Here is a 17,940-nt window from a genome sequence, read left to right as displayed (position 1 = left end):
AATAAAGGAATATCCCATTATCGATAGCGTCAGCGGCCACTGGCGCACGAAGCGCAGTGGATTCAGTGGGATGGGGGCTGCCTATCGGCCGGTTCCGCGATGATTGTCGTCGATTTACCATGGATCTCCGCTAAGAGTGCGCGTAACTCCGGCACGCAGGATCCGCATTGGGTGCCTGCCCCCAAGGCTACTCCGAGGGCCTCCAGCGTGGTACAGCCCTGACTGCGGATCGCTGCCACCAGGGTATCCCGGCCCACTTGGAGGCAGCAGCACACGGTGGGCCCCGCTCCACCACGCCCCTGGCCGGGGACCCCTGCCAGGAGGGAGGCGCGCGCGGCCGGATCCAGCATGTCGGCCTGGAAGATTTCCGTCAACCAAGCACGCGGCGGGAGTTGCGGGGACGTCCCAAAGAACCCGCACGCCTCCAAGCGTCCATCCACCAACCAAGCGGCCCGGTAGACACCGTTTCTGGCATCGCGGTACTCCAACCACTCGCCCGTGGCGCAGTCTCCGGAGAGCCGATGATGCGCCCACACCGCCCAATCGTCCGGGGGCCGAGCCCCCGCCAGTTCATAGCGCCAGTGGCCACGCGCGCGCACCCGGACCCGATAGTCGGCCTCCGGGAACCCGACCCGGATCCGGGCCAGGACGAAGCCGTACCAAGCCGCCCCATAAGGCTCCACCTCCACCGGGGTGTGCTTGAACTCCGGTTGCCCGGAGATCGGATCGGTGTCCGGATTTACCACGGCGCCTACCCGCCCGGCCCGGGCAAACGTCTCCCCCCAGTGCATCGGGACAAACACCGAGCCGGGCTGTTGGGCGTCGGAGATCCGCGCCCGGGCCAGCATTGCACCCCAACGCGAGACGACCCGAACCAGGGCGCCCTCCCGGACCGCGCGCGCCAGCGCGTCCCGGGGATGCAGTTCCGCGTAGGGCTCCGGGGTATGGGCGGAGAGCCGTGGCGAGAGACCGGTGCGGGTGAGCGTATGCCAATGATCGCGCACCCGCCCGGTGTTGAGCACCAGGGGATAACTGGTCGATTCGGTTGCGCGCGCCGGTGGGCGGGGCGTTATCGGCACCAACCGGCCGCGTCCGGACGGAGTAGAGAAACGCCCATCCCCGAACAGACGCGGTGTGCCTCGGGGCGCGGCGGCGGTTACCGGCCATTGCACGGGCGCGAGAGCGTCGTAGTCCGCGTCCTCCAGGGACGTCAGGCCGCTCAGGTCGAAGACGCGCTGACCATCGTTCTCGAACCCCGACAGCCGCGCGTGCTCGTTAAACACCGCGGCGGCGTTCCGATAGGGAAACGCCGCTTCGTAGCCCATACGGCGCGCCACTTGGCTCACGATCCACCAGTCGGGTCGCGCGTCTCCGGGAGACGCGCGGAACGGACGCTGGCGCGAGATACGCCGCTCCGAGTTTGTTACCGTGCCGTCCTTCTCGCCCCATGCGCTGGCGGGCAGGAGCACATGAGCAAAAGCGGCGGTATCGGTCGCGCGGATGCAGTCGGACAGTACCACCAGCTCGCAACGGCCCAACGCCCGCCGCACCTGGTCCGCATCCGGCAGACTCACCACGGGATTGGTTGCCATGATCCACAGCGCCTTCACGGCCCCGGCCTCGACCGCGTGAAACAGCTCCACCGCCTTCAGGCCGGGCCGGTTGGCCACCCGTGGCGCACGCCAGAACCGCGCCACGCGGTCCACCTCATTTGGGTCGAAGCCCATGTGGGCGGCAAGCTGGTTCGCGAGCCCCCCGACCTCGCGGCCACCCATGGCGTTGGGCTGCCCAGTCAGGGAGAACGGGCCCATCCCCGGGTGCCCGATACGTCCAGTGGCAAGATGACAATTGATGATGGCGTTGACCTTGTCGGTGCCGCTGGAGGACTGGTTGACCCCCTGGGAGTACAGGGTCATCGCCTTCGGGGTGCGTGCGTAGCGGTGGTAGAGATCCGCCACTTCCGCCTCCGGTACCCCGCAGGCGCGGGCCACCGCAGGAATGGAGGGCGCCGATGCACGGGCGGCCTCGAGACTCGCCGCGTACCCCTCACCATGGGCCTCGAGAAAGCCGTAGTCCACCCGCCCGTGGTCGAACAGATACACCAGTAGTCCGTTGAACAGCACCGTGTCGGTGCCGGGCCGGATCGCCAGATGCAGATCCGCCAGTTCACAACTCGCCGTGCGCCGCGGATCCACCACGACCAGGGTGCGGCCGGGAGCGCGCTCGCGCGCCGCTCGCAGCCGCTGGTACAGCACCGGGTGACACCACGCGGTGTTGGAACCCACCAGCACCACCAGTTCCGCGTCGTCCAGGTCTTCGTAGCAGCCCGGGACCAGGTCGGCTCCGAATGCGCGCTGATGCCCGGCGACGCTGGAGGACATGCACAAGCGGGAATTGGTGTCGATATTGGCACGCCCGATGTAGCCCTTCATCAGTTTGTTGGCCACGTAGTAATCTTCGGTAAGGAGCTGACCGGAGACGTAGAACGCCACGGCGTCTGGACCGTGGGCATCAATGATGCGCCGGAACCTGTCCGCGACGTGATCTAGAGCCTGCTCCCAGGAGACCCGCGCGCCGCGGATCTCCGGACTCAACAGGCGCTCTTCGAACCCTACGGTCTCGGCGAGCGCGGCACCCTTGGAACATAGTCGCCCCTGGTTGGCTGGATGATCCGGATCGCCATGCACCGTCACCCCACCGCCGGGCTCCGGTGTAACCAGTACTCCGCAACCAACGCCACAATATGGACAAGTGGTACGAACTGGCTTGGTCATCGGTGTGGGGCCCGTTGACAAGTTCGGCGCCGGGGCGCCGTCAGCCCGTTGGACGCCCGGTCAGGCACGCCGGGCACGGCGCAACGCCGGGGCGCGGCAAACGGGATCCGCCATCCCTGTGGGCTGTGCCCGCAGGACGCCAGCCGGTGTCGCCCGTGGAATATTCAGAACCACCAAATTCCTCTCTTCACGGCTGGTCGAGGTCCTCCCGCGACCCCAGCCCCAGCGCCTCCACCCCCGCTAAAACGCCCGCAGGGCCAAGTACACCATTCCGTCGGTTACACGCACCGGGAAGCGCGCTGCGCACCCCTCATCCGGCGCCACCGCCTGACCCTGTTCCAGGTCAATCACCCAGTTATGCAGGGGACACGCCACGCGGTGCCCAAATACGATGCCCTGGGACAGCGGCCCGCCTTTGTGGGGACAGCGGTCGCGCACCGCGAATACTTGGTCATCGGAGGTCCGGAACACGGCCACATCCCCCTCCGGCGTGGCGACGACCCGGGCGCCCCGTACCGGGATCGCCGCGAGGACCGCCACCAGGATCCATGCGCCGCCGGGATCTCCCTCCGTACGGGCCTGCAGATCCGCGCGCGGAGCTAATTCTATGGGTTGATTCGTACTCACGGTGTGATCCCCAATGCGCTTGGCGCTCATCCGACCCGCACCACCGGGACAAACTCCGCGGGTGCGACCGCCGGGGCCGCCTGTTCTGCCCACGGATCGATCTGAGCATACTGTTGGGACTCCAGAAAACGTTGATGCAGTGTGCCACGCCCCCTGGCGTCCTCCACCAGCCGCTGGCGCACGTAACCCAGCCCTACCCGTTCGATCCACGGCGCGGTGCGTTCCAGGTAGCGCGCCTCCTCCCGGTAGAGCTGCAGGAAAGCGCTGGCGTACTCCAACACTTCCTCCATCGTCTTGACCCGGCCGAGCAGGTCCGTGGCCCGGACCTTCACACCGCCGTTGCCGCCGATGTGGATCTCCCAGCCGGAGTCCACTCCCACCACCCCGAAGTCCTTGATGGTGGCCTCGGCGCAGTTGCGCGGACAACCGGACACCCCAAGTTTCACCTTATGGGGAGTCCACGCGCCCCAGCACAAACGCTCCAACCGGATCCCCAGCGTAGTGGAGACCTGGGTCCCGAACCAGCACCACTCGGAACCGACGCAGGTCTTCACTGTGCGCACCGCTTTTCCGTAGGCGTGGCCGGATACCAATCCGGCACGGTTCAGATCCCGCCACACCGCGGGGAGCTGTTCCTTTTTCACGCCGAGCAGGTCGATACGTTGTCCGCCGGTGAACTTCACCGTCGGTACCTGAAACTTCTCCGCCACTTCCGCGATCGCCTTGAGTTCGGCGGGGGTAGTGACGCCGCCCCAGATGCGCGGCACCACCGAATAGGTGCCATCGCGCTGGATATTGGCGTGGGCCCGCTCATTGATGAAGCGGGACTGGCCGTCGTCCCGGTATTCACCCGGCCACGCGCAGAGCAGATAATAATTGAGCGCCGGCCGGCATACCTGGCATCCGTCCGGGGTCTTCCACTCCAGAAAACGGATCACCTCGGGCACGCTCTTGAGGGCATTTTCGCGGATCACCCGACGCACGTCCTCGTGGGTGAAGGTGGTGCACGGACACAGTGGCTTGACCTCGGGCGCCGAATAGTCGCCTCCAAGCACCTGGGCCAGGAGTTGTTCCACGATGCCAGTGCAGGACCCACAGGAACTGGAGGCCTTGGTGTGGGCGCGCACCTCCTCCAGGGTAAACAGGCCCTTGGCAGTGATCGCACGGACGATCGCGCCCTTACATACGCCATTGCAACCGCACACCTCCGCGTCATCCGCCATGGCAGCCACCGTGGCCGCCCCACCGTGACCGGAATCACCCAGGTGCGCCTGTCCGAACAGCAATCGGTCACGAAACGCGTCGACGTCGGTGGTCTCACGCATGAGTTGGAAATACCAGGAGGCGTCCGTCGTATCCCCAAATAACACCGCGCCACACAGACGGTCGTCCTTCACCACCAGCTTCTTGTAGACCCCATGACCAGGATCCTGGTACACCAATTCGTCGTAGCCCTCGCCTCCTAGGTAATCGCCCGCGGAGAACAGCTCGATCCCGGTTACCTTTAGCCGGGTCGCGGTCACCGAACCCGGGTAACGCGCGTAGCCAAGATCCGCCAAGTGATTCGCGCATACCTTGGCCTGCTCGAACAGCGGTGCCACCAAACCGTAAGTTGCGCTGCGGTGTTGGACGCACTCCCCGACCGCGTAGATGCGCGGGTCGTAGGTCTGCATAGTATCGTTCACCACAACGCCCCGCTCACAGTACAATCCAGCTTGCTGCGCCAGCTCGACGTTGGGCCGGATCCCCACCGCCATCACCACCAGGTCCGCCGCCAGCTCCTGACCATCGGAGAAGCACACCCCGCGCACCCGCTCCTCGCCAACGATCGCCTGGGTACGCGCGGCCATCCGGAACGTGAGGCCACGGCTTTCCAGCGAGCGCCGCAGCAATTCCGCCGCCGGGCGGTCCAGCTGGCGTTCCATCAGGGTATCGAGGACGTGCACCACGGTAACCTCCATGCCCTGACGCGCCAGCCCGTTGGCCGCCTCCAGGCCCAGCAAGCCGCCCCCGATCACCACCGCGCGCCCGCCACTGCCCGCCGCCACCAGCATCCGGTCGACATCCTGGATGTCGCGGAACGTGACTACCCCCGGCAGGTCATGCCCGGGCACCGGGAGGACGAACGGCACCGATCCCGTCGCCAGGAGCAGGCGGTCATACTCCGCCCCGCTGCCATCGGCACCCACCACCCGCCGTCGACGCCGATCGATAAATGTAACCTCGCAGCCGGTGCGCAGGGTGATGCCGTTTTCCTCGTACCAGTCGCGGTCATTCAGCAGGATATCCTGCAGCGTCTTTTCCCCCGCCAACACCGGCGAGAGCAGGATCCGGTTGTAGTTACCGAAGGGCTCGGCGCCGAACACCGTGATCCCGTAGCGGTCTGGGTCGAGCTTGAGCAACTCCTCCAGGGTACGCACCCCGGCCATGCCGTTGCCGATCAATACCAGTTTATCCTTCATTGCCATGCCTCTGCCGCAGCCTATGCCGCGTCCTCCGCCGGATGATCGTGACATTCATACAGGAAGCGCAGGATCTCCGCCCGGTACCGGTTGTACGCGTCGTGGCTCGCCAGCTCCACCCGCCGGCGCGGCCGCGGCAGGCCGATTTCCAGCACGTCACCCACCGTGGCTGCCGGGCCGTTGTTCATCATCACCACCCGGTCCGAGAGCAGTACCGCTTCATCCACGTCGTGGGTAATCATCACCACGGTATTGGCAAGCCGGCGGTGAAGGTCCATCACCGTGTCCTGCAACTGAGCGCGGGTGAGCGCGTCCAAGGCCCCGAAGGGCTCATCCATCAGCAGCACCTTGGGCTCCATGGCCAGGGCACGGGCGATTCCCACCCGCTGCTTCATACCCCCGGATATCTCGTGGGGGTGCTTGTCACGGTCCTCGACCATATTCACCATCTCTAGGTTGTGGAGGGTCCAGTCGTGACGCGTTTCGCGGTTGCGGGTCGGGCCGAACACCTTGTCCACGGCAAGGCGTACATTTCCATACACCGTAAGCCATGGCAGCAACGAGTGGTTCTGAAACACCACCGCCCGATCTGGTCCCGGTCCCGCCACCTCGTGGTCATCAAGCAGCACGCCTCCGTGAGTGGGCAGCAGCAGGCCCGCGATCAGGTTGAGAACCGTGGATTTCCCACACCCGGAATGTCCGATGATGCTCACGAACTGACCCCGGTCGATCCCGAGCTGCACACGGGACAGGGCATGAAACGGGCCCCGCACAGTGTCAAATACCATGCTTACGTGGTCCAGGCTCAAGTAGTGTTTCACGCGTTCCGCTCCCGTGGCGCCACTTAACGGCGGGTGTAGTCAAAACGTTTCTGGATCACGTCCATCACTAATTCCAGAGCGATTCCGACCACGCCGATCAAGACGATGGCGACGATGATCGACTTGACGTTCAAGTTGTTCCACTCGTCCCAGACGTAGTATCCGATCCCCACACCACCGGTAAGCATCTCGGCTGCGACGATCACCATCCATGCGACGCTCAGCGACAGGCGCATGCCGGTGATGATGTAGGGACGCGTGGCCGGAAGCAGGATGCGCCGCGCCGTCTCCCAGCGGTTTAGTTTCAGGACCCGCGCCACATTCAGATAATCCCGGGGGACGTCGCGGACCCCCGCAGCGGTATTCAGCAGGGTTGGCCAGATGCAGGTGATAAAGATTACGAACACCGCCGATGGGTTCACGGACTTGAACAGCAAGAGCCCGATCGGTAGCCACGCCAACGGACTTACCGGGCGCAGAATCTGCACCAATGGATTCCATGCACGATGGAAATTCGTACTCGTGCCCATGAGGAAGCCCACCGGCACTCCCACCAGCACCGCGAGCCCAAACCCCGCCATTACCCGCCCCAGGGAGTACAACAACTGCCAGCCGATACCCTTGTCGTTGGGGCCCGAGCTGTAGAACGGGTGGGCGAGGATCTCCATGGCCTGATGCCAAGTGGCCAAGGGCGAGGGCAGCCCCGGCGCCACGTGCTCGTGGAGGAACAACCACACACCGATCACCACGGCGAACGTCATGGCGGGCAACGCCACGGCGCGCAGGGCACGCCTCATCCACGGGAAGCCACGGCGCGGGGCTGGCGCGGGTGCCCGTCCCGGGTCGCTGGCAGCCAGCGCCACCGGACTCTTCGGTCCCGGTGCCGGGACGATGGGTTTGACGGCTGCGTTCATCGCAACTCCCTCCTGGGGGTCAAGACCAATGCGCCGGGTCAGGGGTTGAGCCGGGCCAGCGCTTGTGGCGAGACCTGCGCATGCTGCACCTTGAAACTCGTTAGGTATTCCATCAGCCGGGCCGGGTCGAACACCTTGCCGTCGAAGAACCGGTCCGGGCCCATCGTGATCGGCGCGGTGGCCTGTACCAGTTCCCAGTCGGCCCTATGGGTGCCCTCGGTCTTCGCGTCGATGGTGGGATAGGCGATCCCCAGTTCCTTGGCCGCCTCCCGGTAGAGATCCAAGCGATACACCTCCTGGGACAGCTTGCGAATGTCGACGGGTTGGGTGATTTGCCCCCAGCGGATCATCTGGGAAATGAACCACTGGGCGTGGCTGTGCCAGGGAAAGGTTGCGGCATAACGGTAGAACACGTTGAAATCCGGAAGCGGTCTGGGCTTTTCATCCTGTGCGTATTGGAACGTGCCGGTCATGGACATCTTGACGACATCGACCGGCGCGTGGACATAGGAACGGCGCGAAATGATCTCGACCACCTCCATGCGGTTCTCCGGCCGATCCATCCAGCGCGCCGCCTCCAGCATCGCCATGATCGCCGCTTTGTGGGTATTGGGGTTTTTCTCTGCCCATTCCAGATTGACGCCGAACACCTTCTCCGGGTTGTTGTTCCAGAGCTCGTAGCTGGTGATCAAGGCGCGTCCCAGGCCTGCCTTCACGGCCCGTTCGTTCCACGGCTCGCCCACACAGTAGCCCACAATGTTGCCGGCCCGCAGGTTGGCCACCATCTGGGGCGGGGGGATCACGATCAGCCGCACATCGTTGTCCGGGTCGATTCCCGCCGCCGCCATCCAGTAACGGAGCTGGTAATTATGCGTGGAGACCGGGAACACCTGAGCGAAGGTCATCGCCGGGCGGCCCTTTTTGCGATCCGCGTCGATGACCTTCTTTAGTGCCCGCGCGGAGACCGGGCGTTCGTGCATCGACTCTGGGTCCGCCTCCAGCATCCGTTCGTACAAGGCATTGGATACTGTGATGCCGTTTCCGTTGAGGTCCATCATGTAGCCGGTGATGGTCGGTTTGCGCAACGCTCCCACGCCGAGGGTGGCCGCGATCGGCATGGGCCCCAGCATGTGCGCACCATCCAGGACGCCCAACGACACTTTGTCCCGGATGTTCGCCCATGAGGCTTCCTGCGAGACGGTGACATCAAGCCCGAATTTCTTGAAATAGCCCTTCTCCGCGGCGATTACGATGGGCGCGCAATCGGTGAGCGGGATGATCCCGAAGGTCAGCTTGGTCTTTTCCAGCCCCTCGGTGCCACCCGCGTAAGCGGCACCCCGCAACCAGCCAGGGGTCGCCGCTGCCAGCACCATGCCGCCCACCAGCGCGCCAGTACGCCGGAAGAAATCCCGGCGCCCCGGACATTGCCGTGCCCGCCGATCTTCGTCATCCATCGGTTCACCTCTGCGGTCCAGAAACAATAAAGGCGTCCGGCGGCCCACTACGGGCCAACCAGGACGCCTTTGTCCAGACAGTGGTCCACCGTTGGTCCACTGCGTTCGTATACTCGACGAGCAACTACCGTGCCATAGTGTTATCTTATAAATATTAGATGGTTGAGAGATGTGCCCAATCTGCTACGGCACCATCGCGGTGCCTGGGCGCGGACCCGGACCCGAAATGGTGCGCCGCAGTACGCAGCCTGAGTCCACCCTACCCGCCGCTCCCCTGCGGTGAGCCCCGCCGCGCTCGGCACAACGGGACGTACCCGCTGCACGGCTTCGCGACGCGTGCGGCCAACGCAGCGGGGGGCCACCCTGCGGTCGGTGCGTCCGACGCGGACCGCCGCACCGGTGCGGTCAGCACCGGCGTGAAATGCGGGCTAGCCGAGCAGTTCCGCCGCGGCGATGACGCTGCGCGCCACTTCGGCCACGCGCAGATTCCGGTCCATGGCCGCCTTGCGCAGCAGCTGATAGGCCTCCTCCTCGCCAACACCGCGCTGCTTCATCAGGATACCCTTGGCACGTTCCACCACTTTGCGTTCAGCGAGACGGTCGCGCGCCTCGTCGCGTTCCAAGCGCATGGACTGGAACTCCCGGAACCGGGCGACCGCCGCATCCAGAATCGGCTGCACCCGGTGGGGTGCGATTCCATCCACCACGTAGGCGCTCACCCCTGCCTGGATCGCCTCGCGGATCCGCGCGCTGTCCCGTTCCCCGGTGAACATGACGATGGGGCGCGGGCGGTCACGGCTGATCGTGCGCATCGACTCCAGGGTATCGCGGTCCGGGGATTCAATATCGATGATGATGACGTCCGGCTCCAGGCGCCGGATGGCGTCCAGGAGGTCCTCGCCGGGCGCAACCCGGCCCACCACGGTGTGGCCCGCGGCCTCCAGGCTTTGCTCCAACGTGCCAGCCCGCTGGGAGTGTTCATCCACCAACAGCACGCGCATGATCCAGCCGTCCTCACTGCGTGACGATACCGGGGATCCGCCGTGCCACCTGGACGTGGGCCCCGCCCAGCACGGTTCACCCACCTGTGTTGCATGTCCTCGAGCCTACACCCCAGCAAACAGCGTGCCACGTACTGGTAGCGGCCATGAACGACAATCGGATCAGACGCATGGAACCGGCACCCGGCAACGCCGGAAGCCCGGGCCCGCCCGCGCCGCACCGGTTTCTTGCGCGCGCGCGCCGCCACGCCACATCCTGGTGCACCGGGGAATTCGCCGTTGCGGTCAGTCCGCGGGATCGTGACGCCGCAGCTGGACCTCCAGGCCCCGCAGGTCTTCCAGGGTGTTGAGATTGTGGAACGCATCCGCCTGGTGAGAAAAATCCACCGGCACCGCCGCTACGCGCTCAAGCCAGTCCCGCGCGGCGCGGCCCCCTTCCCCCAGATAACGTTGCAGGTCCAGCTCGAGATCCCGCGCCAGGAGCACAAACAGCGGTTGCCGCCGCACCCCGTCATGGACCACCGCGGCCCGGTCACCGCCCTTCAAGGCCGCGGCCAGGCGCCGGCCAAGGTCCGCAGGCAAGTCCGGAGCGTCACAGGGCACGCACAGCACATGTGTGGTGGCCGCCGCCTGAAGGGCACTGGCGATCCCGGCCAAGGGTCCCGGATACCCCTCCCAGACATCTGCCACCACCCGGCAGCCGTAACGCCGGTAGGCTGCGTGATTGCGGTTGGCGCTGATCAACACCTCCCCCACCTGAGGCGCAAGAGCTGTCAACACGTGTTCGATGAGGGGCCGTCCACACAGGGAGACCAAGCCCTTGTCAACGCCCCCCATGCGCTGTCCACGGCCACCCGCCAGCACCACCCCAGTGAGTTCGCGGGCGTTCATGACCGGAGGCAATCCCCCAAGGGCTTAGATAGACCGGTGTACCAGACGTGCCGGGTATCCACACGCCGCGACGGTCGCTGTCGCACCACGCGCCCCACATGGGAGAAGACCCCGCGCCGCTCAGCACCCTGGCGCGATGCGCTCCAGCCCCTGCATGTAGGACCGGAGTACCTCGGGAACCCGCACACTGCCGTCCGCATCCTGGTAATTCTCCAGCACCGCCACCAGCGTACGGCCCACGGCGAGACCGGACCCGTTGAGCGTATGCACGAGTTCCGGCTTGCCGGTTTCCGGGTTGCGCCAGCGCGCCTTCAGACGTCGCGCCTGGAAATCCCCAAAGCCGCTGCACGAGGAAATCTCGCGGTAACACTGCTGGCCCGGCAGCCACACTTCCAGGTCATAGGTCCGCGCCGCGGCGAAACCGAGGTCCCCGCTGCACAACGCCATGGTCCGGTACGCCAGGCCTAACCGGCGCAGCACCTCCTCCGCATGGTTGGTAAGCTGTTCCAAAGCCGCATCGGACTGCCCCGGGGGCACGATCTGTACCAGCTCCACCTTCTCGAACTGGTGCTGGCGAATCATGCCGCGCGTGTCCTTGCCATAGGAGCCTGCCTCGCTGCGAAAACTCGGCGTGTGGCAGACGAAACGCAAGGGCAGCGCCTCCGCCGGCAGGATCGCGTCGCGCGCCAGATTGGTCACCGGCACCTCGGCGGTGGGGATCAAGTAGAGGCCGGAGTCTCCCTGGACCGCGAACAGGTCCTCCCCGAACTTGGGCAGTTGCCCGGTGCCCCGCAGGCTCTCGGCGTTCACCAGATAGGGTACGTACACCTCCCGGTAACCATGTTCGCCGGTGTGCAGATCCAGCATGAACTGGATCAAGGCGCGATGCAGCCGCGCCAGCGGGCCATGCAGGACCACGAACCGTGCGCCACTCAGCTTCGCGGCCGCGTCGAAGTCCATCAGACCCAGCCCGGCTCCCAGGTCTACATGGTCGCGGGGGGGGAATGGGAACTGCGGCGGTACGCCCCAGCGGCGCAGCTCCGCGTTGTCCGTTTCGTCGCGCCCGTCCGGTACCGCGGGGTGGGGCAGGTTCGGGATTTCCATGAGCAAGTCATCGAGTTCCGCCTGGAGGTGTTGCAGCCGCACCTCCGCGATCTTCAACTCGTCCCCGAGCCCGCTCGCCTCGGCCAACAACGGCGCGACGTCCTGCCCCTGCGCCTTCGCCACACCGATGGCCTTGGCACTGCGGTTGCGCTGGTTCTGCAGCTCCTGAGTGTGGGACTGCAGCGCTTTGCGTGCCCCTTCCAGCTCATTCAGCCGTCCCGTGTCGAGGTGGAAACCGCGCCGTGCGAGCTGTGCGGCGCAGCCCTCCGAATCGCTGCGCAGGATGCGGGGATCGAGCATCGCGCTAGTGGGCCACGTTGACCCACGCCGGCCAACTCACCATGTGGCCGGGTTTGATCACCGTGGCAAGGTGTTCCTGGATCGTGGCCGCGCGCTGCGGCTCGTCGAAGAACTCCAGCACCAGCGGCAGATCCAAGGACATGTCCAACAGCGTGGACGAATGCATCCGGCCCGACTGGCCGAATCCGGTAACGGCGCGATATACAGTGGCGCCGCGCACCTTCTCGACGTCATGGAGCTGCTTGAGCAGCTGCTCCATCTTGCCGTTGCCCTCAGTGATGTAGATCCGCACCATGGTGACTTCGACGGTCTTCATAACGTGCGTCCTCCCAACACGCCCACCCAGGTGGCCACCATGCAGGCGGCCAGGCTCAACGTCATGTTGAGCCCCGCTTTGAAGTACTGGGCACCCTCGATCAGGTTGAAGGTCTCTATGGAAAAAGTGGAAAACGTGGTAAACGCCCCGAGCAGGCCGATCAGGATCGCCGCGCGCCACTCCGGGCCGACCTCCATGCGCTCCAGGAACAGCACCGACAGAAACCCCATGGCGAGACATCCGGTCACGTTCACGGTCAGGGTTCCGTAGGGAAAGTCGCGGCCGAGCAGCACGTGCATCCCGGTCGATACCCAGTAACGCAGCAGCGCGCCGACCGCACCGCCCGCTGCGATAGCCAACAGCCGGGTCATGACCCCGCCCTCCGCCAGTCTGGCCCCGTCGCCCGTTCAGATTTCATTGACAGCATCGCCGCTCCTGATCCGCTCGTTCGGTATCCACCCCCGGACCCATCACCACCCGTGCCGGTCCCGGGGCTGGCGCACCGGTGCGCGCCACAAACCCATATTATTCATGAACGCAGCTGACAGCTCCAGTGGTAGGGCGCCGCCTGCACCGTGGAAACAGTCCGGCGCGCCCGATGCACCTCCGGCCGGTGGGATTACACCCGGCCCGCCGGCCCCGGCGCGAACGGGTCCCGCTCGGACTCACTGGTGGCCCTATACCCACCGAGCACCACGGCGCTGGCGTTTCCTCCGGGACAGCGCGAAGCCGGAAACGCAGGTCAACCTTTCGGTCCCTTCCCCGCCCGGCCGTCCCGCGCCCGCAGTTCCGCGAGGCGCTCGCCGATGCGGATCTCCAGACCCCGGGGGACGGGCTGGTAGTAGCGGCGCTGTCCTAGCCCCTCTGGGAAGTATTGCTCGCCGACGGCGTAGGCATCGGGCTCGTCATGGGCGTAGCGGTAGTCCTTCCCGTGCCCGAGCTGTTTCATGAGCCCGGTGGGCGCGTTGCGCAAATGCGCCGGCACCTCGAGAGAACCGCCGCGGCGCACGTCCTCCAGCGCCGCGTTGAACGCGGCATACACTGCGTTGCTCTTCGGCGCGCAGGCCAGATACACCACCGCTTGGCCCAGAGCCAGTTCCCCCTCCGGGCTGCCAAGACGTTCCTGGACATCCCAGGCCTGCAGGGCCAGAGCCAGCGCCCGCGGGTCGGCGTTGCCGATATCCTCGCAGGCCATGCGCACCACCCGGCGGGCAATGTACCGGGGATCGCAACCCCCGTCCAGCATGCGCACTAGCCAGTAGAGGGCGGCGTCCGGCGCCGAACCCCGCACCGACTTGTGCAACGCCGAGATCTGATCGTAAAACGCGTCGCCACCCTTGTCGAAACGGCGCACGCCGCCGGCCACCACGTCCTGGATCGCCGCCGCGCTGATGTGCGCCACGCCGCCCCGGTTCTCCGCCAGGTCGGCGGCGAGTTCCAACAGGTTCAGGACCCGGCGGCCATCACCGTCGGCAGCCGTGGCGAGCAGGTCCCGCAACGGAGCGGCAAGTTCCAAACACCGGACGCCGAGCCCCCGCTCACCGTCCATCAGGGCCTGGTCGACGACCTGTCGCAGGTCCTCTACCGTGAGTGCCTTCAGTACATAGGTGCGGGCCCGCGATAGCAGCGCGTTGTTCAGGGCGAAGGACGGATTCTCGGTCGTGGCACCCACGAAGATCAGCGTGCCGTCCTCGACATAGGGCAGGAACGCGTCCTGCTGGGCAGTATTGAACCGGTGCACCTCGTCCACGAACAGCACCGTGCGTCCACCTGCCGCCAGCGCCACCCGTGCCTGCTCCACCGCCGCGCGGATGTCCTTGACCCCCGAGAGCACCGCCGAGAGTTGCAGGAACTGCGCGTCGCAAGTGACGGCCATGATCCGCGCCAAGGTGGTCTTGCCGCTGCCGGGTGGCCCCCACAGCACCATTGAGTGCAAACGCCCCTCATCCAGCGCACGGCGCAAGGGCTTGCCGCAGCCGAGCAGGTGCGCCTGGCCAATGAATTCCCCCACATTGCGCGGCCGCATCCGGTCCGCGAGGGGGCGATGATCTGTGGCACGATCCTGCATCGCTTCCATGTGCGTATTCGGTAACCATCCGGCGCCGGCGCGCTGCGGCCGGTTACCGGGGATTAGTGGAACTGGGTGCTCCGCCACTCGCGGGCCGGCCCGGAACGGGACCCGGGTTGCCGATCACGTCCACCCCAGGCGGTGGCGTGAACTGGAACAGCTTCGGATCGAGCTTTGGATTGCGCTGCACTTGGGTAAACGCGATGCGGGTCGTTTGCCCCAAGCTGTCGCGCAATTGCATGCGTACCAGCAGATCACCACGGAATCCCAGCCGCATCCAGTCGAATCCACTGCCCTTGGTGCGCGGAATCAGCCGCAGCCAATGCAGCCCGTCACCAATCCCCAGATCGCGGATGTGAAAACGCGTCTCCACCGAACGCGTGCTGGTAAGCAGCGCCACCGGCAAGTCGCCCAAGCCCTGCTCCAAGGGCCGCACCGTCACCTGCTCCAGCCCGCTGTCATAGAACCACAACCGTTTGCCGTCCGCGACAATGAGTTCCGGTGGCTCCTGATAGTCCCAACGGAAGCGCCCAGGGCGTTCCAGATACAGAGTTCCGCGGCTCTTCTGCACGACTTGCCCGCGGTCATCCACCACCGACTGCGCGAAGTCTGCTCGCAGGGTCTGGAGTCCGTCCAGGAACGCGGCCAGCGGGTGGGCCGGATCGGGACGCGCCGCGGCCGCGGCGTATCCCGCCGTCAACACCATTCCAAGCATCAAGACCACTGGCCACACTGCGGGCCGCTTCGTTCCAGGCATCAGTCCTCCGGGGGGGATCCCGCCAGCACTTCCCGCGCGCCGTTGCTCTGCAACGGACCCACCACACCGGTGCGCTCCATTTCCTCGATCATCCGCGCGGCCCGGTTGTAGCCGATCTTGAGGCGACGCTGGACACCGGAGATCGACGCCCTGCGACTCTCGGTGACGATACGCACCGCCTGGTCGTAGAGGGGATCCAGCTCACCGCCGTTCGCCTCGGCGCCAGCGGCGCCGAGCTCCTCCCGATCCTGGAGGATCTCCTCGTAGTACTCCGGCGCGCCTTTGCGGCGCAGTTGCTCCACGACCTTGTGCACTTCATGGTCCGCCACATAGGCACCATGAACGCGGACCGGCAGCCCGGTGCCGGGCGGCAGGTACAACATATCCCCATGCCCCAGGAGCTGCTCGGCACCCATCTGGTCCAGGATCGTACGCGAGTCCACCTTGGAGGACACCTGAAACGCGATCCGGGTGGGAATGTTGGCCTTGATCAAACCGGTGATCACGTCTACCGATGGACGCTGGGTGGCAAGGATCAAGTGGATACCGGAGGCGCGCGCCTTCTGGGCGAGGCGCGCGATCAGCTCCTCCACCTTCTTGCCCACCACCATCATCATGTCGGCGAACTCGTCGATCAGCACAACGATATAAGGCAGTGGCTCAAGTGTCGGCGGGGCCGGCGCGCCTTCCAACGGGGACGCCTCGAACAGCGGGTCCGGGATCGGCTCTTTGCGCTCGATGGCTTCCTGGACCTTGCGGTTGTAGCCCGCGATGTTGCGCACCCCGAGCTTGGACATGAGCTGGTAGCGGCGTTCCATCTCCGCCACACACCAGCGCAAGGCGTTGGCCGCCTCCTTCATGTCGGTGACCACCGGCGTGAGCAGGTGCGGCACCCCCTCGTAGACCGAGAGTTCCAGCATCTTTGGATCGATGAGGATCAGACGCACCTGCTGCGCGGTCGCCTTGTACAGCAGGCTCAAGAGCATGGCGTTTAGGGCCACGGATTTTCCCGACCCGGTGGTACCCGCCACCAGCAGGTGGGGCATGCGCGTCAGATCCGCCACCACCGGACGCCCGCCGATGTCCTTGCCCAAGGCCAGGGTCAACGGCGAGGACGCGTGGTCATATTCCTCAGAACGCAGGATCTCCCCGAGACTCACCTGTTCGCGCGCCTCATTGGGGATCTCCAGTCCCACCACCGACTTGCCCGGGATCACCTCCACCACCCGTACGCTCACCGCCGACAGGGCCCGGGCCACGTCCTTGGCGAGGTTGCTGATCTGACTGACCTTCACCCCGGGAGCCGGCTGCAACTCAAACCGTGTGATCACCGGCCCCGGGTGGACGGATTCCACCGTCACCTCCACCCCAAAGTCGCGGAGCTTCCCCTCCACTTGGCGGGACATCACTTCCAGGGCTTCGGTGGAATACCCATCCGGGTTGGGTTCCGGGGGATCTAGCAGGGCGAGGGGCGGCAACTCCGAATCCTGGGCTTCAAACAGGGGGACTTGGCGTTCCCGTTCCACCCGCAGGCTGGGTTCGATGCGCGGTACCACCGGCTCGATGCGGGGCCGGCCGCGGGCGTGGACCTGGGCCCGTTCCTGCTGAATCTCCCCATCCCGCTCCCGTTCCCGGTCCCGGCGCACGCGCCGGGTGGCCCACTCCGCCCGCAGCCGCGACAGTCGATGCTGGAGCCAATCCAGACCGTCCAGCAGGTAGCGCCCAGTACGATCCATCAGCGCAAGCCAGGAAAGGCCCGTGAACAGGGTCACCCCGCCCAGGAACAACGCTAGCAACAACAAGCTCGCGCCCAGATAGCCGAACAGCCGTACCAGCAGGTGGGTAATCAGATCCCCGAGGATCCCGCCCGCGTCCAGGGGCAGCGGGACCGGGGTGTGCCCGAAGTGCAGGGTCGCGAGTCCGCACCCGGCGCCCACCGTCAGCAGGAATCCCACCCAGCGCAGCAGCAACAGACGCCCATCGAACCCTGCGCTGCGCAAGCGGTCCTGGTAGACGAGCCAGCCGCTGTAGACCGCCATCACCGGAAACAGGTAGGCCAAGTATCCAAACCCGGACAGGAACACGTCGGCGAACCAGGCCCCCGCCACACCCCCGTAGTTGCGCACCGGCCCGGCGCTGCCGCTGTGTGACCAGCTGGGATCTGCGGGATTATAGGTCGCTAACGCCACCAGCAGGTAGACACCCACCACGGTCAACAGGATCAGGATAGCCTCCCGCAACCCCCGATGGGGCGGGCGGGTCACGGAAGCGGCAGGGCTTTTTTTACGGGTTGCCTGGGCCAATTAAATAAAACCTATTTGTTAGATTAATCTCTTAACTTATTATAAACATGGCGGTTTCAATGACCAAGTGCAAAAAGTGCGGCATGATGCTGCCTGAAGTCGAAATCATCCGGAGTGAACAACTCGGCCGGACATTTAAAGCCCAACG

Annotated in this window: 14 protein-coding genes; all 14 read right to left on the bottom strand. The window is 65.6% G+C overall.

Annotated elements, in window-relative coordinates; translation table 11 throughout:
• Positions 1-62 precede the first annotated feature (62 nt).
• The 14 genes from B7Z66_10655 to B7Z66_10590 all read right to left on the bottom strand — a co-directional run bounded on the left by B7Z66_10655 (position 63) and on the right by B7Z66_10590 (position 17,792).
• A complete protein-coding gene (locus tag B7Z66_10655; protein ID OYV75911.1) occupies positions 63-2,774 on the bottom strand; it encodes a nitrate reductase in 2,712 nt (903 codons plus the stop codon).
• A gap of 240 nt (positions 2,775-3,014) precedes the next feature.
• The gene (locus B7Z66_10650; GenBank protein OYV75910.1) at positions 3,015-3,431 is read right to left on the bottom strand and encodes a nitrite reductase (NAD(P)H) small subunit; all 417 of its coding nucleotides are present in this window, start codon (positions 3,429-3,431) and stop codon (positions 3,015-3,017) included.
• Positions 3,428-5,863 (bottom strand): nitrite reductase large subunit, encoded by a 2,436-nt coding sequence (locus B7Z66_10645; protein OYV75909.1) that lies wholly within the window; start codon positions 5,861-5,863, stop codon positions 3,428-3,430. Before B7Z66_10645 ends, B7Z66_10650 begins: the two co-directional genes overlap by 4 nt.
• A gap of 20 nt (positions 5,864-5,883) precedes the next feature.
• Positions 5,884-6,684: a nitrate ABC transporter ATP-binding protein gene (locus tag B7Z66_10640; GenBank protein ID OYV75908.1), complete on the bottom strand. Its 801-nt coding sequence runs from the start codon at positions 6,682-6,684 to the stop codon at positions 5,884-5,886.
• 23 nt (positions 6,685-6,707) lie between these two features.
• A complete protein-coding gene (locus tag B7Z66_10635; protein ID OYV75907.1) occupies positions 6,708-7,598 on the bottom strand; it encodes a nitrate ABC transporter, permease protein in 891 nt (296 codons plus the stop codon).
• A 38-nt stretch (positions 7,599-7,636) separates the two neighbouring features.
• Complete coding sequence (locus B7Z66_10630) at positions 7,637-9,052, bottom strand: nitrate ABC transporter (protein ID OYV75906.1); 1,416 nt, start codon at positions 9,050-9,052, stop codon at positions 7,637-7,639.
• A gap of 428 nt (positions 9,053-9,480) precedes the next feature.
• The gene (locus tag B7Z66_10625; protein OYV75905.1) at positions 9,481-10,053 is read right to left on the bottom strand and encodes a hypothetical protein; all 573 of its coding nucleotides are present in this window, start codon (positions 10,051-10,053) and stop codon (positions 9,481-9,483) included.
• A gap of 285 nt (positions 10,054-10,338) precedes the next feature.
• On the bottom strand, positions 10,339-10,944 hold the full coding sequence (locus B7Z66_10620) for a molybdenum cofactor guanylyltransferase (protein OYV75904.1): 606 nt from the start codon (positions 10,942-10,944) through the stop codon (positions 10,339-10,341).
• Positions 10,945-11,064: 120 nt separating this feature from the next.
• Positions 11,065-12,348, bottom strand: coding sequence for a serine--tRNA ligase (locus B7Z66_10615; GenBank protein ID OYV75903.1), 1,284 nt, complete (start codon positions 12,346-12,348; stop codon positions 11,065-11,067).
• Between the two features lie 4 nt (positions 12,349-12,352).
• On the bottom strand, positions 12,353-12,664 hold the full coding sequence (locus B7Z66_10610) for a hypothetical protein (GenBank protein ID OYV75902.1): 312 nt from the start codon (positions 12,662-12,664) through the stop codon (positions 12,353-12,355).
• Positions 12,661-13,035, bottom strand: coding sequence for a camphor resistance protein CrcB (locus B7Z66_10605; GenBank protein ID OYV75901.1), 375 nt, complete (start codon positions 13,033-13,035; stop codon positions 12,661-12,663). The genes B7Z66_10610 and B7Z66_10605 overlap by 4 nt, the downstream gene beginning before the upstream one ends.
• A 371-nt stretch (positions 13,036-13,406) precedes the next feature.
• Entirely contained in the window at positions 13,407-14,741 is a 1,335-nt protein-coding gene (locus B7Z66_10600; GenBank protein OYV75900.1) for a recombination factor protein RarA, read from the bottom strand.
• A gap of 43 nt (positions 14,742-14,784) precedes the next feature.
• Positions 14,785-15,489 carry an outer membrane lipoprotein carrier protein LolA gene (locus B7Z66_10595; GenBank protein OYV75899.1) on the bottom strand — a complete coding sequence of 235 codons (705 nt, stop codon included), beginning with the start codon at positions 15,487-15,489 and terminating at the stop codon, positions 14,785-14,787.
• Complete coding sequence (locus tag B7Z66_10590; GenBank protein ID OYV75898.1) at positions 15,489-17,792, bottom strand: cell division protein FtsK; 2,304 nt, start codon at positions 17,790-17,792, stop codon at positions 15,489-15,491. The genes B7Z66_10595 and B7Z66_10590 overlap by 1 nt, the downstream gene beginning before the upstream one ends.
• Between the last annotated feature and the right edge of the window lie 148 nt (positions 17,793-17,940).

Source organism: Chromatiales bacterium 21-64-14 (assembly GCA_002255365.1).
Taxonomy (GTDB): Bacteria; Pseudomonadota; Gammaproteobacteria; order 21-64-14; family 21-64-14; genus 21-64-14.
This window is presented reverse-complemented; position numbering and strand designations above follow the sequence as displayed.